The sequence below is a fragment of the Mannheimia pernigra genome (genome assembly GCF_013377995.1).
GTDB classification, from domain to species: domain Bacteria; phylum Pseudomonadota; class Gammaproteobacteria; order Enterobacterales; family Pasteurellaceae; genus Mannheimia; species Mannheimia pernigra.
Window position 1 is genome coordinate 1,209,758 of sequence record NZ_CP055305.1, and the last position, 21,632, is coordinate 1,231,389.

Genomic DNA, 21,632 nt, shown 5'->3' on the forward strand with positions numbered 1-21,632 from the left:
GTAAAATCATTCTGATGTAAAAACTATGGCACTACTTAATTTATCCAACGCCTATCTAGGTTTTGGCGATCATCCTTTATTAGATCACACCGAATTACACATTGAACCAAACGAGCGAGTGTGTTTGGTAGGAAGAAACGGGGCAGGCAAATCGACTTTAATGAAAGTGCTTGCTGGTGAAGTGCAACTTGATGACGGCAAGTTGATTTTTGAAAAAGATATTGTGGTGACTCGTTTGGAGCAAGATCCACCTCGTCATATTCAAGAAACGGTGTTTGATTATGTGGCGGAGGGAATTGCTCATTTAAGCGAATTATTAAAGCAATATCACTACATTTCGCAACAAATGCTGACAGATTATAGCGATGATTTATTAGCGAAATTGTCTGCAGTACAGGCTCAACTTGAACATAGCAACGGCTGGCAGTTTGAAAATCGGATTCAAGATACCTTGAAATTGTTGGAGCTTGATCCAGAAAAACGTTTGTGTGAACTCTCGGGCGGCTGGGTTCGTCGTGCGGCGCTTGCTCGGGCGTTAGTGGCAGATCCCGATATTTTGTTGCTTGATGAGCCGACCAACCACTTAGATGTGGAGGCAATTACTTGGCTGGAGAATTTGTTGCTGGATTTCAAAGGTTCGATCATCTTTATTTCTCACGACCGTTCATTTATCCGCAAAATGGCGACTCGCATTGTGGATTTGGATCGTGGCAAGCTGGTTTCTTATCCAAGCAATTACGATAAATATTTGGAAGAGAAAGCCGAAGATCTGCGTGTGGAAGCGTTACAAAATGAACTGTTTGATAAAAAACTGGCTCAAGAAGAAGTGTGGATTCGCCAAGGGATTAAGGCTCGCCGTACTCGTAATGAAGGGCGTGTGCGTGCCTTAAAAGCGTTGCGAGAAGAACGTCGCAGCCGACGAGAAGTACAAGGCACAGCAAAAATTCAGCTTGATCAAACCGCACGTAGCGGCAAAATTGTATTTGAGCTGGAAAATGCCAGCTATGAAATTGAGGGCAAAACGCTGCTCAAAAACTTCACCGCCACTATTCAGCGTGGTGACAAAATTGCTTTAGTGGGGCCGAACGGCTGTGGAAAAACCACTTTCATCAAATTATTGTTGGGTGAGCTACAACCCACTTCAGGCTCAATCCGTTGTGGTACAAAATTAGAAGTGGCTTATTTCGATCAATATCGTGCGGAATTAGATTTAGAAAAAACAGTGATGGATAACGTGGCAGATGGAAAACAAGATGTGGAAGTAAACGGCGTAAAACGCCACGTTTTAGGCTATTTACAAGATTTCTTGTTTCCACCAAAACGGGCGATGACGCCTGTTAAAGCCTTATCAGGTGGTGAGCGAAACCGTTTATTACTGGCGAAATTGTTGTTGAAACCGAATAACCTGCTAATTCTGGACGAACCAACCAATGATTTGGACGTAGAAACCCTTGAATTATTGGAAGAGATGTTGGCGGACTACCAAGGCACTTTGCTGATTGTGAGCCACGATCGTCAATTTATTGATAATACGGTGGAAGAGTGTTATTTCTTTGAAGGCGATGGCGTACTGAACAAATATATTGGCGGCTATTTTGATGCGAAACAGCAGCAGGAAAATTACCACACAACATTGGCTTCAAATTCGCAAAAAATTGAGAAAAAACAACCGCTTGTAGAAGAGCAATCAAAGCAAGAAAAGCCAAAAGCGGAAGCGAAAAAGGTTAAACTCTCTTACAAAGATCAGCGAGAGTTAGACGAGTTGCCTGCAAAAATGGAAGCCTTAGAAGCGGAAATCGAGGCTTTGCAGCACGAGGTAAACAGTTCTGATTTCTTCTCAAAAGATCAGGTTTACACCAACGAGAAATTGCAACAGCTAGCGGATGCCGAAGCCGCATTAGAACAAGCGTTTGAGCGTTGGGAAGAGTTGGAAAATATCAAAAACGGAAATCTATAAATGGCTGAAAGATTAGACAACTACGAACAACGCTTTGGCGGCATTGGGCGGCTTTACACGCCCGAAGGGCTGGAAAAGCTCCGTCGATCACATATTTGCGTGATTGGTATTGGCGGTGTTGGCTCTTGGGCGGTGGAGGCGTTGGCTCGTTCAGGCATTGGTAAGATTACTATGATCGATATGGATGATATTTGTGTAACGAATATTAATCGTCAAATTCACGCAATGAGTGGCACGGTGGCTCAACTTAAAACTGAGGCGATGAAAGAGCGGATTGAGCGAATTAACCCTGAATGTGCGGTGGAGATTATTGATGATTTCATCACGCAAGAGAATATTCCTGATTACCTCAATCGTGGTTATGATTATGTGATTGATGCGATTGATTCGGTGAAAACGAAAGCAGCACTGATTGCTTATTGCAAGCGTCATAAAATCAAGTTGATTACTACGGGCGGAGCTGGTGGGCAGACCGATCCAACTCAAATTCAAATTGCTGATTTGAGCAAAACCATTCAAGATCCGCTTGCCTCAAAAGTGCGTTCATTATTGCGTAAGGAATACCATTTCAGCCAAAATCCCAAACGCAAGTTTGGCATAGATTGTGTATTTTCTACCCAGCCGTTAATTTTCCCGAAAATGGGTGAGGGATGTGAAGTTTCTGCCACGATGAATTGTGCCAACGGTTTTGGGGCGGTGACGATGGTTACCGCAACATTTGGTTTTTTTGCGGTAAGTCGTGTGATTGCGAAGTTGCTGAAATAATCTAAGCGGTCATTTTTATTTAATTTTTTGCAAATACAGGAGATATTATGACAATACACAGAGTAAACCCCAAAGGGAGTATGGAGCAGCTTTCTCATTTAGAAATGCGATTATTGGCTAAAAATACGCAAGGGAATTTATATCAGTTGTATCGTAATTGCTCATTAGCGGTGCTAAGTTCAGGGGCTCATACCGATGATAGCCGTGCTTTATTGAGCCAACATCCTGATTTTGAAATGAGATTACTCACCCGTGAAAAAGGTGTGTCGCTTGAGCTGCATAATCCGCCTGAAACTGCTTTTGTAGATGGTAAGATGATTTTAAATATTCAATACCATTTGTTTGCGGTGTTAAGAGATATTGTTTTTGTAAATGCGTTGAAAAATGCGATTCCACCGCTTGAGAATGCGTCGCTAGAAACCTTAACCACTAATACGGTTTTTTCAATTTTGCGTAATGCAAAAGCGATTGAGATGAACACCGACCCCAATTTAGTGGTTTGTTGGGGTGGGCATTCTATCAATGACATTGAATACCAATATTGCCGAGCAGTAGGACAAGAGTTTGGTTTGCGTGAGCTAAATATCGTAACGGGTTGTGGTGCAGGTGTAATGGAAGCGCCAATGAAAGGGGTCACTATCGGACACGCGAATCAGCGTTACAAAAATGGACGCTTTATAGGCATTACAGAGCCTTCAATTATTGCGTCTGAGCCGCCGAATCCAATTGTCAATGAACTGGTGATTATGCCTGATATTGAAAAACGCTTAGAAGCTTTTGTTCGTTTGGGGCACGCCATCGTGGTATTTCCAGGTGGACCAGGTACATTGGAAGAGTTACTTTATATTATTGGCATTAAATTAAATCCAGCCAATAATGCACAAAAATTACCGCTGATTTTAACCGCCCCCAAAGCGTCTGCTGATTATTTTTATGCGATTGATAAATTTATTGGCGATACGTTAGGGGAAGAGGCTCGTCGCTTATATGAAATTATTATTGACGACCCCGCTCTAGTTGCTCGTAAAGTGAAGCAATCAATGGTAGAGGTAAAAAATCGCCGTTATGAAAGTGGAGATGCTTATAATTTCAACTGGTCATTAAAAATTGAAGAAGATTTTATTACGCCATTTATTCCAACCCACGAAAGTATGGCAAATCTGAATTTAAGTTTAGATCAACCCAAAGAGCAGTTGGCAGCCAATTTAAGACGAGCATTTTCGGGTATTGTTGCGGGGAATATTAAAGCTGAAACATCAGATCTAATTGAACAATATGGTGTATTTAAATTACACGGCGATCGTAAATTAATGGAAGAAATTGACCGCTTGCTACAGCGTTTTGTTGTTCAGCATAGAATGAAAATTCCAACTGGGCAACCTTACCAGCCTTGCTATGAGATTGTGAAGGATTGATTTGAGGCATCAATCCTTTATCGCTATAATTACGCCTAAATATTAATCACTATACTGGCTCTTTACGGATCCGTTAGCAGAGCCAGTGCTTAAATGAAAGCATTTGGGTGGTTTTTGCAACTTGCAAAATTTTACGGAAATTTAACCGCTTGTCATTAGCTTTCTGCTTTGTTAATTAAGAATTGGGTTAAAAGATTAACAGGACGACCAGTAGCCCCTTTTGCCGCACCCGATTTCCACGCTGTGCCAGCAATATCTAAATGTGCCCAAGTGTATTTTTTAGTGAAGTTTGACAAGAACTGACCTGCGGTAATTGCTCCACCTAAGCGTCCGCCGATATTGGCAAGATCGGCAAAGTTAGATTTAAGTTGCTCTTGATATTCTTCGCCTAGCGGTAAACGCCACGCTTTGTCGTCCGCTTGTTCTGATGCGGTTAATAATTCGTTGGCTAAACTGTTAGATGGTGACATTAATCCGCTATTGTGATTACCTAATGCAATCATACAAGCCCCTGTGAGGGTGGCAATATCAATGACCAGTTCTGGGTTAAAACGTTCGACATAAGTGAGCGTATCACATAATACCAAACGCCCTTCAGCATCGGTATTTAGCACCTCAACAGTTAAGCCAGACATTGTGGTAAGAATATCCCCAGGTCGGTAAGATTTGCCATCAACTGCATTTTCACAGCCGGCTAAAACACCGATAATATTAAGCGGTAACTTCATTTCAGCAACGGCTTTCATTGTGCCGTAAACGCTGGCTGCACCGCACATATCGTATTTCATTTCATCCATTGCTTCTGCAGGTTTAATGGATAAGCCACCAGAGTCAAAGGTTAAGCCTTTACCTACTAGCACAATCGGTTTAGCATCGGGGTTTGGATTGCCTTTATATTCAATCACAGAGAGAAAAGCCTGATTTTCAGAACCACGAGAGACAGCTAAATAAGCATTCATTCCAAGTTCTGCCATTTGTTTTTCATCAATAATAGTGGTAGAAATGGGCTCATAATGTTCAGCTAATTTTTGTGCGAGTTGTGATAAATACTTAGGATTACACACATTCGGTGGACAATTTGCTACATTTTTGGCACAACTTACCCCGAATGCGATGGCTTTTCCGTGTTCTAACGCACGTTCAGCCTCCGTTAAATCTTTACGATTTGCGACATTAAACACCACACGGCGTAGCTCACGACGCACTTCAGGTTTAATGCTTTTGAAATCAGTATAAGCATATTGATGCTCTTGAATAGCTTCAATAGCAAAACGAACATTCCAATACGCCGACCTACCTTTAACATGCAATTCAGTTAAAAAGCAGATCATTTCCATTGAGCCTGTATTGTTAATGGTCTGTACTGTTTTTTGGATAATCTGTTTGTACTGGCGTTCAGTGAGTTCGCGTTCTTTCCCACAGCCTACAAGTAATACGCGATCGGCTGCCACATTTGGTACGTTATGTAATAACAAGGTTTGCCCTGCTTTGCCTTCTAAATCGCCTCGCCTAATTAACGAGCTAATATAGCCGTTACTTAATTTGTCTAATTGATTCCCCGCGGAACAAAGCCTACGAGGTTCATAAACCCCTACAACTAAACAAGCCGTTCTTTGCTTTTCAACGCTACCGTTTTTAACGCTAAATTCCATTATTGCTCCCTAATTATATCGTTTGTGTTGAGTCGAGTATTTCAATCATAAATGAAAATAGAAATAAGTGCTTAGTATAATAAAATTTTCAAGAATTTACGTCTTATATTGAAATATCAACCAACTTCTTGGTTATATGGATAATTTTACTGGTTTTTCTTTTAGCTTCTTTACTTTATACTAGCAGAGATTTTTTATCTAAAAAGTATGATTACTCTCTTTTGAGAGTAAATTTGCATTTGTAAAAAAAGCATAAAAACACACCGCTTGTATTTATGATAAGCGAGCGATGAAGATTTTAAAATAATAGAGAAAAACATTGTGATTTTAAGCCGATATTTAACCAAAGAGATATTTAAAAGCCAAGTAGCAATATTGTTTATCCTCTTGTTGATTTTTTTCTGTCAGCAATTGGTGCGTGTGCTAAGCTCTGCAGTCAGTGGTAAAGTGCCTGCAGATTTAATTGTTAGCCTATTAGGTTTAGGTATGCCGACAATGGCACAGTTAATGTTACCGTTGTCACTTTTTATTGCACTACTATTAACGCTTGGACGTTTTTATGCAGAAAGTGAAATTACGGTAATGCGAGCTTGTGGTGTTGGGTCTGGGTTATTAGTGAAAGTGGCGATGTTACTCTCTGTTTTTACAACGGTATTGGCGGCATATAACGTATTTTGGCTCACTCCTTGGGCAATTAATAAACAAAGTGAATTATTGGCAGAAGCGAAAGCAAACCCTCGTTTTGCGGCACTTTCGGCTGGGCAATTTATATCTGCGGGAGGCTATGTCCTTTTTATTGATAAGATTGAAAATAATAGTTTAAAAGATATTTATGTTTTTCAGCCCGAACAAAAAAAGAGCAACAAACCTTCCGTAGCAGTGGCAGAATCAGGGACTTTGCAGGGGTTGCCAAACGGCGATCAGGTGTTATCACTGACGGAAAGTAAACGTTTTGAGGGCACACCACAAAGCCCTGATTTTCGCATTTCTCATTTTGAAACTTATTCAGCTTATTTAGGTTATCAAGATGTGGAGTCAGACGAGAAATTAGTGCAACGTGCCGATATAAAAAAATTAATTGAAACAAATACGCCAGAGGCAAAAGCGGAATTCCATTGGCGTTTAGCGTTAATTTTTGCCGTGCCGTTAATGGCATTACTGGCCGTTCCGATGAGCAGCGTCAATCCACGCCAAGGACGCTTTGCAAAACTGTTGCCAGCATTGTTGCTTTACTTGATTTATTTCTTGTTGCAAAGCTTGCTGAAATCATCTGGCTCTTCAGGCAAACTCAATGCTGAAATATTAATGCCACTGGTTTCTATCGCCTTTTTAATTTTAGGTATTATGCTAAATATGTGGAACGGTAAATTTATGTCGAAATTACGCTATCACGGTTTGCCGCTGAAAATTAACCAATAAGGCGGTGTATATGCAATTTTTCACAATGAATATTTTAGAACGATATATCGGAAAAACCATTTTATGGGCGATTTTTTTAACCTTATTTATGTTGATAGGGTTAGGGGCGATCATTAAGTTTGTAGAAGAGTTTCGTTATGTCGGTCGTGGCTCTTACGATGGCTTAAAAGCAGCGTATTACACGATTTTAACGATTCCAAAAGATGTTGAAACATTTTTCCCGATTGCGGCGTTATTAGGCTCACTTTTAGGTTTGGGTAATCTTGCCAATCGTAGTGAGCTAGTGGTAATGCAGGCGTCGGGCTTTTCTCGCTTTAAGATTGGCTTAGCTGTGATGAAAACAGCCTTACCACTTGTTATTTTTACGATGATTATTGGTGAATGGGGTGTGCCACAAACTGAGCAATTTGCTCGTAATATGCGTTCTATTGCCCAAAGTGGTGGATCAATGCTTGCGACGAAAGATGGTTTTTGGGCAAAAGATGGAAACTCATTTATCTATATCAACCGAATAAATAATGAAAAAAGTCTGAGTAATGTGTTAATTTATGAATTTGGTGAAGGCGAAAATAAACGTGAATTACAATCGATGTTAAAAGCCGAAGAAGCCAAATATAACGATGAAAAAGGCTGGGTGCTTTCTAACATTGAAAAATCGGAAATAGGCGAAAACCAGATCCAACAAGGCAAACAGCCCGAGCAGGTTTGGCAAACCAGCCTCACGCCGAGTAAATTAGGTATCGTTTCGCTAAAACCAGAATCGCTTTCTATTTCAGGATTGGCAGATTATGTCGGCTTCCTAAAAGATACGGGGCAAGATTCAAAACGCTTTGAAATTACCTTTTGGCGTAAAGTATTCCAACCGATCTCAATGGCTGTGATGATGTTACTTGCGATTTCGTTTATCTTCGGGCCACTACGCAGCAGCACGATGGGGGCTAAAATCGTGATTGGTATTGTTGCGGGCTTTATGTTTTATGTGGCGAACATTGTATTTGGAAATTTAAGCCTAATTGCTACTTGGCTACCTGTGCCAGTTGGGGCATTAATTCCAAGTTTACTCTGTTTAGTTGTGGTTTGGTGGCTGTTAAGTAAAAAACGTGATTAATGTTTACAAGCGGTCGTTTTTACAAAAAAAGTGGTAAAAACGACCGCTTGTAAATCCTGTTGAAAAATTCTAATTCTACCCTAATGCTATGTCTGATTGTCGTTTCGTTCATTTAAAAGTACACAGTGATTTCTCTATGATTAATGGTTTAGCGAAGGTTAAATCATTAGTTAAAACCGCTGTCGCCAACAATATGGTGGCAATGGGCTTAACCGATTTTACAAATTTTTGCGGCTTAGTAAAATTTTATGGCGAAGCATTAGGCTCGGGCATTAAACCAATTATTGGGGCTGATATTTATGTTAAATCAGAGTCAGGTGGTGATGGCTATGTTGAGCTTACCTTATTAGCCAAAAATAACAAAGGCTATCACAATATCACTCAAATCATTTCTAAAGCTTATCAGCAAGGCTATTTTGAATATCCGATGGTCAAATATGAATGGCTTGCTGAATTCAATGAAGGTATCATTATTCTCTCGGGCGGGAGAATGGGCGATGTGGGCAAAGCCTTACTTAAAGAAAACGTGCAAGAAGCTACGGAAAAACTTGCCTTTTATCAACAATATTACCCCAATCATTTTTACTTGTCTGTTTGCCGTACGGGGCGAGCGGACGAAGAACGCTACATCACACAAGCGGTTAAATTTGCACGAAAAAATGCAATTCCATTAGTTGCGGTCAATGATGTTGTTTTCCTCAAAGAAGATGACTTTGATGCTCATGAAATTCGTGTTGCAATTCATGATAGTTACACTTTAGACGATCCAAAACGTCCGAAAAAATATTCACCTAAGCAATATTTCCGTTCAGAAGAGGAAATGTGCAAGCTCTTTGCTGATTTACCTAGTGCGTTAGCAAATACGGTAGAAATTGCTAAGCGTTGTTCAGTGACTGTGCGTTTAGGGGAATATTTCCTGCCAAGTTTTCCAACGGGTGAGCTTTCTACCGAAGATTTTTTAGTGAAAAAATCAAAAGAGGGGTTGGAGGAGCGTTTAGCATTTTTATTCCCTGATTCCTCAGAGCGAGCTAACAAGCGGTCAGTTTATGACGAAAGATTGCAAGTTGAATTAGATGTTATCAATCAAATGGGATTTCCTGGTTATTTCTTGATCGTAATGGAGTTTATTCAATGGTCGAAAGATAATGGCATTCCTGTTGGTCCTGGGCGTGGTTCGGGAGCAGGGTCGTTAGTTGCTTATGCGTTAAAAATTACGGATCTCGATCCATTAGCATTTGACTTGCTTTTCGAGCGTTTTTTAAACCCTGAACGTGTTTCAATGCCTGATTTTGACGTGGATTTCTGTATGGATGGGCGAGACAGAGTTATTGAACACGTGGCGGAAACCTATGGGCGGCAAGCAGTATCACAAATTATTACCTTCGGTACAATGGCAGCGAAAGCGGTAATTCGAGATGTAGGACGTGTGCTTGGGCATCCTTATAGTTTCGTGGATCGGATTTCTAAACTGATCCCTCCTGATCCAGGTATGACCTTAGAAAAGGCGTTTGCTGCGGAACCAAAATTGCCAGAGCTATATGAAACCGATGAGGAAGTGAAAGACCTTATCGATATGGCGCGTAAGCTCGAAGGTTTAACGCGTAATGCAGGTAAACACGCAGGTGGAGTGGTCATTGCCCCAACGTCTATTACTGATTTTTCACCACTTTATTGCGATAGCGAAGGATTACACCCTGTTACCCATTTTGATAAAAATGACGTGGAATATGCTGGGCTGGTGAAGTTTGATTTTTTAGGGCTACGTACGCTGACTATCATCAAATGGGCGTTGGAAATGATAAATGAGCGGTTATCTCGTGAGGGTAAAGAGCCGATTCGAATTGAAATGATTCCGCTTGATGATAAGAAATCCTTTGATTTATTGCTCGCCGCGAAAACAACGGCGGTATTCCAGCTTGAATCAAGGGGTATGAAAGACTTGATCTCACGCTTAAAACCCGACTGTTTTGAAGATATTATCGCGCTAGTCGCATTGTTCCGACCAGGTCCGCTTGAATCAGGTATGGTGCAGAACTTTATCGACCGTAAACATGGTAAAGAAGAGGTTTCTTACCCAGATCCACAATATCAGCACGAATGCTTAAAACCAATTTTAGAGCCGACATACGGTGTTATTGTTTACCAAGAGCAAGTAATGCAGATTGCCCAAGAGTTGGCTGGTTATACACTGGGTGGCGCGGACTTACTTCGCCGTGCAATGGGAAAGAAAAAGCCCGAAGAGATGGCGGCTCAACGTGAAGTGTTTGAAAAAGGGGCAGAATCAAAAGGGATTGATGGAAAACTTGCAGGGCAAATTTTTGACTTAGTAGAAAAGTTTGCAGGCTATGGTTTTAATAAATCGCACTCAGCAGCGTATGCCTTGGTTTCTTACCAAACGCTTTGGTTAAAAGCCCATTATCCAGCCGAATTTATGGCCGCTGTGATGACTTCAGAATTGGATAATACCGATAAAATCGTTGGCTTTTACGATGAATGTATAAATATGGGGCTAACCGTTGTACCACCTGATGTAAATAGCGGAAAGCACCGCTTTAGCGTAAATGAAAAAGGTGAAATTGTGTATGGGCTTGGTGCAATTAAAGGCGTTGGAGAAGGTCCGATTGAGGCGATTTTAGCTGCTCGTAACAAAGACGGCAAATTCAAAGATTTGTTTGATTTAACTGCTCGTGTCGATCTGAAAAAAATTAACCGTCGAACTTTTGAAAGCCTGATTATGTCAGGTGCTTTTGATAAACTTGGTCCACATCGTGCGGCGTTAATGAAAAATTTAGAAGATGCGCTTAAAGCGTCCGATCAGCACGCGAAAATGGAAGAGTTAGGGCAGAGCGATATGTTTGGTGTGCTGACTGAAACACCCGAAGAAGTACAAAATGCCTATGCAAATACGCCAAAATGGTCTGAACAGACTATTTTAGATGGCGAACGTGCAACATTAGGGCTCTATTTAAGTGGGCATCCAATTAGCAGATTTTTGAAAGAGTTATCGCACTATGCCCCTAGTCGGTTAAACGAGTTACAACCGACTTTCAGAGGGCAAATGGTCACGGTTTCTGGTATGGTAATGGCATCACGGGTAGCAGTAACAAAGCGTGGTAGCCGTATTGGTATCGCAACGATTGAAGACCGTTCGGGTAAGCTCGATATTACGCTTTTCTCTGAAGCATTGGAAAATTTTGGGCATTTAATGCAACAAGATCAAATTATTGTCGCCACAGGTTCTGTGCAGTTTGATGATTTTAGTGGTGGTCTAAAAATGTCGGCAAGGGAAGTGCTTTCTCTTGATGACGCTCGCAGCAGATTTGCAAAAAGTTTGGCACTTGCTATTAGTAAAGAGCAGCTTTCTGCCAATTTTCTCAAAAAAATGACCGCTATCATAGCGCCTCACAAGGAAGGCACGTTACCACTGCATTTCTATTACCAAAGTCCAGAGGGGCGTGCGTTGCTGAAAGGGGGCGTAGAGTGGCGAATAACGCCTAATGAGCAGATGTTTTCGGAACTAAAAGATTTACTGGGTGAAAATGCGGTGGAATTAGAATTTGAATAAATGAAAGGGTAAGTTTTAACTTACCCTTTATTTTCAATTATTTATATTTTTTGTGATATTCACGTTTGAGTATTTCAAGCTCTGAAATCATCATTTTAGCCTCTTGTAAATCGCCTGATTGGGCTTTTTCGTCCGCTTTTTTTACCACCTCAATCAATTTCTGCATTCCAGCTTGGTAATCTTCAGTTGCTTTTTTATCGCCCTCTACACTGTCAGGCAACATCGATTTGGTTTTCTCGGTAATCTCGATAAAATCTTTTGCGATTGCCTGAAAATCGTCTGCGCTCTTTGCTCTCATCAATTTGCTGGTATTCATATTGAGCTGCATCATTTCCATTTTGATGCTTTGAGCGTTGCCTAAGGTTGAAAATGCGAACACAGTTGTTGCTAAAAAGAGTTTAAGTTTCATTGTTTCCCCACATAAAAAGAGAGATTGTAATGGATTAACTTGCCAATATGCAAGATTTCTTAGAAAATAGACCGCTTACACTTTCCTCTGGGAAAGTCCTGACTTGTTATCAGAAAAAAGAGAATGATATGACCTTAAAATATGCCAAACCTGAATTGCTTTCGCCTGCAGGATCGTTGAAAAATATGCGTTATGCGTTTGCCTATGGTGCAGATGCCATTTACGCAGGGCAGCCACGCTATAGCTTGCGTGTGCGTAATAATGAATTTAATCACGATAATTTAAAAATTGCGATTGATGAAGCCCATTCATTAGGTAAAAAATTCTATGTGGTCGTCAATATTGCACCTCATAATTCCAAATTAAAAACCTTTATTAAAGATCTAAAAGTGGTTGTGGATATGAAACCTGATGCCCTGATTATGTCGGATCCTGGTTTAATTATGCTTGTGCGTGAAAATTTTCCTGAAATGGATATTCATCTTTCAGTACAAGCAAATGCGGTAAACTGGGCAACAGTAAAATTTTGGTATCAAATGGGATTAACTCGTGTGATTTTATCGCGTGAATTATCATTAGAAGAAATTGAAGAAATTCGCCAACAAGTACCAGAGATGGAATTAGAGATTTTTGTTCACGGTGCGTTATGTATGGCTTATTCAGGTCGTTGCTTACTTTCAGGCTACATTAATAAGCGTGATCCAAACCAAGGCACTTGCACCAATGCTTGCCGTTGGGAATACAAAATGGAAGAGGGTAAAGTCGATGAAGTCGGTCAAATTGTACCGAAATACGAGTCTGAAATTGAGATCAAAAATGTCACCCCAACCTTAGGTAGCGGCGAGGCAACGGATAAAGTTTTCCTTTATACCGAATCGCAGCGTCCTGATGAGCAAATGACTGCCTTTGAAGATGAACACGGTACTTATTTTATGAACTCAAAAGATTTGCGTGCGGTACAACACGTGGAACGTTTAACCCAAATGGGCGTGCATTCGCTTAAAATTGAAGGGCGTACCAAATCATTCTATTATTGTGCAAGAACCGCTCAAGTTTATCGCAAAGCGATTGATGATGCCGCAGCGGGTAAGCCATTTGACGAGTCGTTATTAGATACGCTTGAGAGCCTTGCACATCGTGGCTATACTGAAGGTTTCTTACGTCGCCACACGCACGATGAATATCAAAATTATGAATATGGTTATTCGATTTCCGAACGCCAACAATTTGTGGGGGAGTTTACTGGCAAACGCAATCAGCAAGGTATGGCAGAAGTGGCGGTTAAAAATAAATTCTTAGTCGGCGATTCGGTGGAAATGATGACGCCAAAAGGCAATATTGTATTTAAAATCGAACGTATGCTTAATCGTAAAAATGAAAATGTAGATGCGGCACTGGGTGACGGGCATTTTGTCTTTTTAGATGTGCCACAAGATGTTGATCTGGATTTTGCCTTATTAATGCGTAACTTAGTAAATGCCAATACTCGCAATCCGCATCAAGCATAATTTCGTTTAAAATAATGTAAACCACGAAATCCAAGCTATTTCGTGGTTTATGTTTAGGTATAATAAGGCAAGATTTGCAAAAAATCAGAAAAAAAAAGACCGCTTGTAAGGAAAATAAATGCTGCGTTTACTCTATATTTGTTTAAGTTATTTATTGCAGCCAATTGTACTCTTTTTAATGTGGTACAAAGGGGGGAAACAACCTGCCTATCGTAAGCGTTTATGGGAGCGTTATGGTATATATGAAGAGGCTGAAAAGCCAAAAGCAAAAGGTGTTGTGATTCATGCCGCTTCTGTGGGCGAAGTGATTGCGGCAACCCCGCTTATTAAAGCGATTGGAAAGCAATATCCTGAACTCCCACTTATTATTACAACGGTAACACCAACAGGCTCGGATCGAGTAATAGCCGCATTTGGTGATTCGGTCTCACATTTTTATTTACCTTACGATCTACCTGATGCCGTAGAGCGTTTTTTAGATTTTGTCGATCCGAAATTAATTATTGTGATTGAAACAGAGCTCTGGCCAAATTTAATCCGCAAAGCGAATAGGCGACATATTCCGTTTGTGATTGCTAATGCCAGACTATCACCTCGTTCAGCGAAACGTTATGGCTGGATTAGAGAGAGTATGAAGGATATGCTAAATCAAATTTCTCTTATTATGGCACAAGATGAAGTGAGTAAAGATCGCTATTTGGCATTAGGCTATAATCCTGCCAAAATGGTAAATACGGGCAACCTTAAATTTGATTTGGAAATCACAGCACAGCTGCGTGATCTTATCGTTGATACAAAAGAACAACTAAATTTACAAAATAGAGCGATTTGGATCGCAGCTAGTACGCATGAAGGTGAAGAAACACTTATTTTAGAAGCACATAAATTGCTCTTGCAACGCTCTCCTCACTTGTTATTAGTTCTAGTTCCGAGACATCCAGAACGTTTTGATCGTGTTGAGTTATTGATTGAAAAATCAGGGTTGAGCTATGTCAAACGCACGAATAATCAATCAGTAAGTCAAGACACCAAAGTCTTACTAGGTGATACCATTGGTGAAATGATGATACTCTATGGGCTTGCGGACATAGCTTTTGTGGGAGGGAGCTTAGTAAAGCACGGAGGGCATAATCCGCTTGAGCCAATAGTTTTTAAGATTCCTGTCATTTCAGGTTTATTCACCTATAATTTCCCCGAGATTTTTGAAAAGTTACGAGATGTTGAAGGGGTCATTGAAATAGAAAGTTCAGCAGAAATGCTAGCTGAAAAGGTGCAATTTTTACTAGAAAAACCAAGTCTTGGTCAAGAAATTGCACAGTCAGGTTTTAGTGTATTGCAAGAAAATCAAGGCGCGTTGAAACGCCATTTAGATTTGCTTGCTCCCTATATAGGTACAGAGTAGAGAAATAAAATGAGTTATACCGTTATTTATGCAGGAACCTTTGATCCAATTACGAATGGACATTTAGATATTATTTACAAGGCATCAAGGCTATTTAGTAACGTGATCGTTTCAGTGGCTAAAAACCCAAGTAAACAGCCACTCCTTAGCCTTGAAGAACGAGTTGAATTGGTAAAACAAAGTTGTGCAGAGCTTGATAATATTGAAGTGATTGGTTTTAGTGGCTTACTGGCTGATTTTGCTAAACAGCATAATGCAAAAGCTCTCATTCGAGGTATTCGTGGAGCTGATGACATCGACTATGAAATCCAACTGGCTCAATTAAATCATAAATTATCAGGCGATTTAGAAACCATTTTCTTCCCGCCTTCGGTAGAATGGCGTTATCTTTCATCCACAATGGTGAGAGAGATTTATCGTCACAAGGGTGATATTAGCCAATTTGTACCACAAGCGGTCAAAAATGCACTAGACTTTACGAAAAGTAGCGGAGAGGAAATAAAATGACTCAAAAGGAACCCAATTTAATTTGGATCGACCTGGAAATGACGGGTTTAGATCCTGAAAAAGAACGCATTATTGAAATTGCAACTATAGTGACCGACAAAGATCTGAATATTCTAGCGGAAGGCCCTGTTTTGGCAATTCATCAATCTGATGAATTGTTAGGAAAAATGAGTGATTGGTGTATGAAAACTCATTCAGAAAATGGGTTAATTGAGCGTGTAAAAGCGAGCAAACTTACTGAACGTGCGGCAGAATTACAAACCCTTGATTTCTTAAAACGCTGGGTACCGAAAGGAGCTTCGCCCATTTGCGGTAATAGTATTGCACAAGATAAACGTTTCCTTTATAAATATATGCCTGATCTGGCGGATTATTTTCACTATCGCCATTTAGATGTGAGTACGTTAAAAGAATTGGCAAAACGCTGGAAGCCAGAGATGTTAGAAAAATTCAGTAAAGGCAATACGCACTTGGCGTTAGATGATATTCGTGAGTCTATTAACGAATTGAAATTTTATCGGAAACATTTTATTAACGTAGATGAAAAATAATGGCAGCTTTACTCTCTTTTTACTGTGGAAATGAAACCAAATTACTTGAATTTGGTCAATCGTTTGCATTAGTGCTCAAAAAATATTTATTGCAAGATAGCAATCACTCTCTTGTTATTTATCTGAATGGCGACTTAGGTGCAGGTAAAACAACTTTAACTCGTAGTATTGTTAAAGCATTTGGGCATCAAGGTAATGTCAAAAGTCCAACTTATACGTTAGTTGAAGAGTATCATCTTTCCCCTTTTAATGTTTACCATTTTGACTTATATCGCTTAGCTGCCCCTGAAGAACTAGAATTTATGGGAATGCGTGATTATTTCAAACCACAAACATTGTGTTTGCTTGAATGGGCAAGTAAAGGTGAGGGAATGATTCCAGAGGCTGATTTTGTCATTCAAATTGATTATATGGATGAAGGGCGACAAATTACGGTTATTCCACAAAATCAATCTGTAGCAAAATCTTTTAGTAAATTTTAATCAAAAATAGACCGCTTGTAGGGAAGGTGATGAATAAAGTTATCAAATATATTGCTTTTAGTGCGTTGAGTTTATTAAGTTTTTCGAGTGTTGCCAAAACTATCGTAGCAATTGATGCTGGGCACGGCGGAAAAGACCCAGGGGCAATTGGGAAAAACTTAGGTATTTTAGAAAAAAATGTGACACTCGCTATCTCTAAAGAGCTAAAAGTTTTATTAGATGCTGACCCGAAATTTAAGGCGGTGATGACGCGTAATGGTGATTATTTTATTCAATTACCACAGCGTACCGAAATTGCACGGAAACATCGTGCTGATTTATTGGTTTCTATTCATGCAGATTCCTCTCCAAGAGGAGATGCCTTAAAAGGTGCTTCTGTTTGGGTGCTTTCTAATAGCCGTGCTAGTGATGAAATGGGAAAATGGTTAGAAGATCACGAAAAACAATCGGAATTACTGGGAGGGGCAGGTTCAGTGCTTGCCAGCAATAAAGAGCGTTATTTAAACCAAACAGTATTGGATTTGCAATTTTCGCATTCCCAACGTACAGGCTATGAGTTAGGTAAAACCATTTTAGACAAAATGGCAGGTCTCACCTCACTTGTTAAATCCTCTCCACAACACGCAAGTTTGAGTGTATTGCGTTCACCAGATATCCCATCAGTATTGATCGAAACAGGGTTTCTATCGAATTCAACGGAAGAGGCAAAACTGGCAAGTGAGAATTATCGTCGCCAGTTAGCGAAAGCGATTTATCAGGGGTTGGTAGCTTATCGTTATAAAAATGATTCAGACTCATTGAGCGTAAGTAAAAAAGCATATAAAAACGATAAAAAAGCGGCAACGAAAAAACAAGAGAGATCGACTAAAGTCAAGAAAGAGAAGAAAGCTTCCTTAAAAGAAACCAAGAAAGAGTCGCAGATCAAAGAGAGAACGTCTAAAAATCAGGAAAAACAGGTAAAAAATAAGGAAGACCACTCTTCTTACAAGAAAGGTGTTAAAGTATCGAATAATGGCTATCACATTGTCCAAAAAGACGAAACGGTTTACTCCATTGCCAGAGCATACGGCACAACTCCACAAAAAATTAGTGAGCTGAATAACTTAAAAAATTATCAGATTACGGTGGGGAAAAAGTTAAAAGTGAAGTAAATTGAAAGGCTGATGAATTTAATTCATCAGCCTTTTTGACTATTAAGGTACTGCCAAAATTTTGCAGTTACATAGATCATCACTTTCAAACTCGGTTATGTCTCCCGCCTTTCTATTTGGAATGGGGAATAAACGCACAGTTAGCGGTTTATTGAGCCTAAATGCCATTGTTCCTGTATCTCGCATTAATGCGGCAATTTGTTCAATACTTGCATCGCTCGGAATAGGAACTGTGTCTAAACCTATCCCACATACTGCACTGTAAGTAAGCAATGCCCTAATATCAAATTGTGATTTTTGCGTGCCTTCAGCAAGCCCTAAGTCTTCTGTAACAGCAAGCATTAAGCCAGAAAAACCCACAAGCGGTACATTTTTAACGGATTTAAACACTTTGGTGAGCAGTGATGAAGCCTCAACGGTGCCAGCTGCTCCAAAATAAGGGACACCCATTAATTCATACACTTCTGTCATTGAAGCACAATTTTTTGACGGAGCCGCAGAGCTATCAATACCTGCAAATTTAAATGTTAGTGAATCTTGTACAGATTTGACCGCCGTTAATACTTCATCAACGTGATATTGAAGTGCCTCTGCCATCACGTCATAGCATTGGCGATAGAAATCATTATGCTCAGTTTTATGTAGCCCTTTTAATACTGCCACTAATAAATCAGGTGTTTCCAAGCCAATGACGAAGCTATTTGGCAACTCGCTAGAGTGATAACTCGCAGGGAAATAAGGAATAAACGGCTTGCAATTAAAATTAACGGTAAAATTAAAGTTACCTTCGCCTCTAGGTGTAATGTCAGCAATTTGCTTCACAATTTGAGCAGATTGTAAAATTTTATCATTATCTAAAATGCCAAATTCATCGGGTTCAACATTGACACAAGCGTTAGATAAATCGCCATAATTTAGAATAAGTTCAGGCAAAAGTGCTAACTCTTGAGCCGTTTTGGCTTCTCCAATCGCAAAACGGATTCGCAATCCGCTGTCGTTTAATTCGCTCAATAAATTTTTCAGATAGGCTAAATCTTGTTTCGCTGTGTCAATATTGGTTAAATCTAAATATTCGCCAAAACTGTTAGTTACGATGCGAATAGATTGCAGTGAATAGCCTTGATTTTGGATAGCTGGCACAAGTAAATCAAATTCCGTTTTGGCAGATTTTAGAGCTATTTCCCATTGTGATTTATCTTTGGTAAGGCTGAGAAATAAGGTAATGGTTCGCACTTGGCAGAGTGCTTTATTTTGGTAGATTTGCATAGGATTTTCCTTTTTATATGTTGCGTTTTCGCAGAGAATAGCAAAAAAATAACCGCTTACACAAGCGGTTATTTTTTATCAGGAATTTGCAAATTAGCCTGTTGCTAATAGCGTTGGTAATTCAATCACAGCGTATCCAAAAATTACAAGTAAGATGCTTAAAATCATCTTTTCTGGGTTTGAAAGCGTTAATCTACCGTTGAATTTATAGTTAGAATAGAGATACAACAAAATACCTGGCACATAAAGCACAACCGAGAGCAGTAAATATTCTAATCCAGCAGCATAAACAATCCATAAGCCATAAATTGATGCCATAAAACCTGTGAGTTTAATGTACCAAGCTGCATTGGTTTGAATAGCTAATTTGAATAAATATGCTCCGATTAAAAAATACGGAATTAAAATCATTGAAGTAGAAATTAACAATAGCGTGTTATAGCTTTGTTCAAAGACAAAAACCAGCACAAGGCAGAATTGTACAACAAAACCCGTAAACCAAAGGGAATTAATGGGTGTACCGTTTTCATTTAATTTATCTAAAATTTTAGGGAATGCTCCGTTTTTTGAACCACGATAAGGCACTTCAGCAGAGTACATCGTCCAGCTGATATAAGAGGCAAGTACGGAAACAATTAAACAAGCGGTAATGATCACTTTGCCAGTTGGTCCCATCATTGCATCAAGTAACGGACCCATTGATGGATTTGTCATATTCGCAATGGTTTCTCGCGGTAGAATACCGAGTGAAAGAATGGTAATTGCTACATAAAGTGCGAGTGCAATTAAAATTCCTAGTACGGTGGCTAAGCCTACATCAGAACGCTTTTTGGCGTGAGCAGAAAGTACAGAAGCACCTTCAACACCTGTAAATACCCATAATGTAATGAGCATCGTACTTTTAACTTGATCACTTACACTTTTATTCAAAGCGGTTGCTTTTACATCGGAGTTGAATAAATCCACATCAAAATACCAAACGCCTAGCCCGATAAATAGAATAAGCGGTGCAACTTTTACAAAGGTAGCAATCAGATTAACAAACGCAGCTTCTTTAATCCCTCCGGCAATTAAAGCGTGAACCAGCCAGACAATAATCGATGAGCCAATAAAAGCTGCAAGCGTATTACCTTGCCCGAAAATGACTGTGCTTTCGCTATCAGTAAATACTCCTAATCCTTCAAACGCTACAGTCAAGTAGCCCACAATGCCGATAGTGGCACATAGCCAATAGCCCCAAGCTGACATAAAGCCCATCAACTCACCAAATCCCTCTCGTGCATAGGTGTAAATACCGCCGTCGAGATCAGGGCGAAGTCGGGAAATGAAGAAAAATGATAAGCCTAAAAAGACAATACCCACGCCCGTAATTAGCCAACCAATCGTAATTGCTTCAGCCCCAGCCACTTCCGCCATATTTTGAGGCAAGCTGAAAATGCCTGAGCCAATCATTGAGCTTAACACGAGGGCGGTAAGCGAGAGTAATCCTATTTTTTTATTTGACATAAGGTTTCCTTACTTTAAATTTTTTGCAAGTGTTTCAATATATTCCACACCAATACCACAGCAACCACCAATAATAGTTGCCCCTTGTTCAGTCCATTTTTTTGCCCAAGCTAAGTAAGCATCGGGATCTAAATCTTTACGCACTTCATCTAAACCATCATTTGCGGTTGCATCTTTGGGCTGTGGAGCAAAGGCATTCGCATAAGCCCCGATGCGAATATGATTGGCTTTTAGTTCTGCTAAGGTTTTTTGTGTCACCGCCAACGCCTTGCTTATCACCTCAGGTTGACAACAATTAAATAAAATGGCTTGCACATCTAATGCTACCATTTTTTCTATTGCTTGTTTTACATTTTCGCCTGATCGAAGTTGTGGTTCTGGGGTTGGTTCGTCATCGATAAGAGTAAAAGAGACCCAAAGTGGGCGATTGTCTTTGGGTAATAATGCCTTGATTGAAATGGGTTCAATAATCGCACTTTGGGTTTCGCATAACCAAATATCCACATAAGGTGAAAGACCATCAATTAATGGTTGAGCAATTTCAGTAAAACGCTCGGCTTTAATTAGATCGGCTCGGTAAGAACCAAACATTGGCGGTAGAGATCCTGCAATTTGAGTTGCAAAATTTCCTGAATTTTTGACCGCTTGTTTTGCAAGACGGCCAGCTAAATCCGCCAAACTTTTGCCATCAGCGGCAAAACGTTTTTCGCCGATATGAAAAGGTACAACGGCGTAGCTATTGGTGGTAATAATTTCTGCCCCATTGGCAATGAAATCCTCGTGAACGGCTTGTACAAAGTGCGAGCCTTCATAGAGTGCAGCTGCTGACCATTCTGGCTGATGGAAAGGTGCGTTACGACGCATTAATTCACGGCTCATTCCACCGTCTAATATCGTGATTGACATAAAATTTCCTCATTGAAAGGTAAGACCATAAAAAATAAATTCGAGCAGTTTACAGGTTTTTTG

General features: G+C 40.0%; 17 protein-coding genes. 12 read left to right on the forward strand and 5 right to left on the reverse strand.

The window, feature by feature from the left end; genetic code table 11:
* Window positions 1–25: 25 nt before the first annotated feature.
* Genes HV560_RS05920 through ppnN form a run of 3 tightly spaced genes read left to right on the forward strand, consistent with a single transcriptional unit; the run spans window position 26 to window position 4,137 of the window.
* Complete coding sequence (locus tag HV560_RS05920; protein WP_176812383.1) at window positions 26–1,957, forward strand: ABC transporter ATP-binding protein; 1,932 nt, start codon at window positions 26–28, stop codon at window positions 1,955–1,957.
* On the forward strand, window positions 1,958–2,722 hold the full coding sequence (gene tcdA, locus HV560_RS05925; RefSeq protein WP_176809769.1) for a tRNA cyclic N6-threonylcarbamoyladenosine(37) synthase TcdA: 765 nt from the start codon (window positions 1,958–1,960) through the stop codon (window positions 2,720–2,722).
* Window positions 2,723–2,769: 47 nt separating this feature from the next.
* Window positions 2,770–4,137 carry a nucleotide 5'-monophosphate nucleosidase PpnN gene (gene ppnN, locus HV560_RS05930; protein WP_176812384.1) on the forward strand — a complete coding sequence of 456 codons (1,368 nt, stop codon included), beginning with the start codon at window positions 2,770–2,772 and terminating at the stop codon, window positions 4,135–4,137.
* Window positions 4,138–4,292: 155 nt separating this feature from the next.
* Here ppnN and pepA read toward each other — a convergent pair whose 3' ends face one another.
* Entirely contained in the window at window positions 4,293–5,789 is a 1,497-nt protein-coding gene (gene pepA, locus HV560_RS05935) for a leucyl aminopeptidase (RefSeq protein ID WP_176809771.1), read from the reverse strand.
* Window positions 5,790–6,110: 321 nt separating this feature from the next.
* On the opposite strand from pepA, the gene lptF reads away from it, so the two are divergent.
* The 3 genes from lptF to dnaE all read left to right on the forward strand — a co-directional run bounded on the left by lptF (window position 6,111) and on the right by dnaE (window position 11,881).
* Window positions 6,111–7,208, forward strand: coding sequence for an LPS export ABC transporter permease LptF (gene lptF / locus HV560_RS05940; RefSeq protein ID WP_176808113.1), 1,098 nt, complete (start codon window positions 6,111–6,113; stop codon window positions 7,206–7,208).
* 10 nt (window positions 7,209–7,218) lie between these two features.
* Window positions 7,219–8,316: an LPS export ABC transporter permease LptG gene (gene lptG / locus HV560_RS05945; RefSeq protein WP_176812385.1), complete on the forward strand. Its 1,098-nt coding sequence runs from the start codon at window positions 7,219–7,221 to the stop codon at window positions 8,314–8,316.
* An 88-nt stretch (window positions 8,317–8,404) separates the two neighbouring features.
* On the forward strand, window positions 8,405–11,881 hold the full coding sequence (dnaE, locus tag HV560_RS05950) for a DNA polymerase III subunit alpha (RefSeq protein ID WP_176812386.1): 3,477 nt from the start codon (window positions 8,405–8,407) through the stop codon (window positions 11,879–11,881).
* Window positions 11,882–11,918: 37 nt separating this feature from the next.
* On the opposite strand, the gene HV560_RS05955 is transcribed toward dnaE, so the two are convergent.
* A complete protein-coding gene (locus HV560_RS05955; RefSeq protein ID WP_159629393.1) occupies window positions 11,919–12,290 on the reverse strand; it encodes a cytochrome b562 in 372 nt (123 codons plus the stop codon).
* 128 nt (window positions 12,291–12,418) lie between these two features.
* Here HV560_RS05955 and trhP point away from each other — a divergent pair, with 128 nt between their 5' ends.
* The 6 genes from trhP to HV560_RS05985 all read left to right on the forward strand — a co-directional run bounded on the left by trhP (window position 12,419) and on the right by HV560_RS05985 (window position 17,891).
* Window positions 12,419–13,798: a prephenate-dependent tRNA uridine(34) hydroxylase TrhP gene (gene trhP, locus HV560_RS05960; protein ID WP_176810379.1), complete on the forward strand. Its 1,380-nt coding sequence runs from the start codon at window positions 12,419–12,421 to the stop codon at window positions 13,796–13,798.
* A 118-nt stretch (window positions 13,799–13,916) separates the two neighbouring features.
* Window positions 13,917–15,200 carry a lipid IV(A) 3-deoxy-D-manno-octulosonic acid transferase gene (gene waaA / locus HV560_RS05965; protein WP_176808116.1) on the forward strand — a complete coding sequence of 428 codons (1,284 nt, stop codon included), beginning with the start codon at window positions 13,917–13,919 and terminating at the stop codon, window positions 15,198–15,200.
* Window positions 15,201–15,209: 9 nt separating this feature from the next.
* Window positions 15,210–15,707, forward strand: a complete 498-nt coding sequence (coaD, locus tag HV560_RS05970) for a pantetheine-phosphate adenylyltransferase (protein ID WP_176808117.1) — start codon at window positions 15,210–15,212, stop codon at window positions 15,705–15,707.
* On the forward strand, window positions 15,704–16,258 hold the full coding sequence (gene orn, locus HV560_RS05975) for an oligoribonuclease (protein WP_176808118.1): 555 nt from the start codon (window positions 15,704–15,706) through the stop codon (window positions 16,256–16,258). Before coaD ends, orn begins: the two co-directional genes overlap by 4 nt.
* Window positions 16,258–16,740 (forward strand): tRNA (adenosine(37)-N6)-threonylcarbamoyltransferase complex ATPase subunit type 1 TsaE, encoded by a 483-nt coding sequence (gene tsaE, locus HV560_RS05980; RefSeq protein ID WP_176809773.1) that lies wholly within the window; start codon window positions 16,258–16,260, stop codon window positions 16,738–16,740. Before orn ends, tsaE begins: the two co-directional genes overlap by 1 nt.
* A gap of 29 nt (window positions 16,741–16,769) precedes the next feature.
* Complete coding sequence (locus HV560_RS05985; protein WP_176812387.1) at window positions 16,770–17,891, forward strand: N-acetylmuramoyl-L-alanine amidase; 1,122 nt, start codon at window positions 16,770–16,772, stop codon at window positions 17,889–17,891.
* A 42-nt stretch (window positions 17,892–17,933) separates the two neighbouring features.
* Here the strand turns inward: HV560_RS05985 and HV560_RS05990 are convergent, their stop codons facing one another.
* The 3 genes from HV560_RS05990 to HV560_RS06000 all read right to left on the reverse strand — a co-directional run bounded on the left by HV560_RS05990 (window position 17,934) and on the right by HV560_RS06000 (window position 21,569).
* Window positions 17,934–19,157, reverse strand: a complete 1,224-nt coding sequence (locus HV560_RS05990; RefSeq protein ID WP_176812388.1) for a DUF711 family protein — start codon at window positions 19,155–19,157, stop codon at window positions 17,934–17,936.
* Window positions 19,158–19,250: 93 nt separating this feature from the next.
* The gene (locus HV560_RS05995; RefSeq protein ID WP_159629405.1) at window positions 19,251–20,663 is read right to left on the reverse strand and encodes a basic amino acid/polyamine antiporter; all 1,413 of its coding nucleotides are present in this window, start codon (window positions 20,661–20,663) and stop codon (window positions 19,251–19,253) included.
* A gap of 9 nt (window positions 20,664–20,672) precedes the next feature.
* Window positions 20,673–21,569 (reverse strand): homocysteine S-methyltransferase family protein, encoded by an 897-nt coding sequence (locus tag HV560_RS06000; RefSeq protein ID WP_176808121.1) that lies wholly within the window; start codon window positions 21,567–21,569, stop codon window positions 20,673–20,675.
* Between the last annotated feature and the right edge of the window lie 63 nt (window positions 21,570–21,632).

Bases quoted from the DNA above. Each gene is read 5' to 3' on its own strand.
- HV560_RS05920 (WP_176812383.1), top strand. From the start codon at position 26: ATGGCACTACTTAATTTATCCAACGCCTATCTAGGTTTTGGCGATCAT.
- tcdA (WP_176809769.1), top strand. From the start codon at position 1,958: ATGGCTGAAAGATTAGACAACTACGAACAACGCTTTGGCGGCATTGGG.
- ppnN (WP_176812384.1), top strand. From the start codon at position 2,770: ATGACAATACACAGAGTAAACCCCAAAGGGAGTATGGAGCAGCTTTCT.
- pepA (WP_176809771.1), bottom strand. From the start codon at position 5,789: ATGGAATTTAGCGTTAAAAACGGTAGCGTTGAAAAGCAAAGAACGGCT.
- lptG (WP_176812385.1), top strand. From the start codon at position 7,219: ATGCAATTTTTCACAATGAATATTTTAGAACGATATATCGGAAAAACC.
- dnaE (WP_176812386.1), top strand. From the start codon at position 8,405: ATGTCTGATTGTCGTTTCGTTCATTTAAAAGTACACAGTGATTTCTCT.
- HV560_RS05955 (WP_159629393.1), bottom strand. From the start codon at position 12,290: ATGAAACTTAAACTCTTTTTAGCAACAACTGTGTTCGCATTTTCAACC.
- trhP (WP_176810379.1), top strand. From the start codon at position 12,419: ATGACCTTAAAATATGCCAAACCTGAATTGCTTTCGCCTGCAGGATCG.
- waaA (WP_176808116.1), top strand. From the start codon at position 13,917: ATGCTGCGTTTACTCTATATTTGTTTAAGTTATTTATTGCAGCCAATT.
- coaD (WP_176808117.1), top strand. From the start codon at position 15,210: ATGAGTTATACCGTTATTTATGCAGGAACCTTTGATCCAATTACGAAT.
- orn (WP_176808118.1), top strand. From the start codon at position 15,704: ATGACTCAAAAGGAACCCAATTTAATTTGGATCGACCTGGAAATGACG.
- tsaE (WP_176809773.1), top strand. From the start codon at position 16,258: ATGGCAGCTTTACTCTCTTTTTACTGTGGAAATGAAACCAAATTACTT.
- HV560_RS05985 (WP_176812387.1), top strand. From the start codon at position 16,770: ATGAATAAAGTTATCAAATATATTGCTTTTAGTGCGTTGAGTTTATTA.
- HV560_RS05990 (WP_176812388.1), bottom strand. From the start codon at position 19,157: ATGCAAATCTACCAAAATAAAGCACTCTGCCAAGTGCGAACCATTACC.
- HV560_RS05995 (WP_159629405.1), bottom strand. From the start codon at position 20,663: ATGTCAAATAAAAAAATAGGATTACTCTCGCTTACCGCCCTCGTGTTA.
- HV560_RS06000 (WP_176808121.1), bottom strand. From the start codon at position 21,569: ATGTCAATCACGATATTAGACGGTGGAATGAGCCGTGAATTAATGCGT.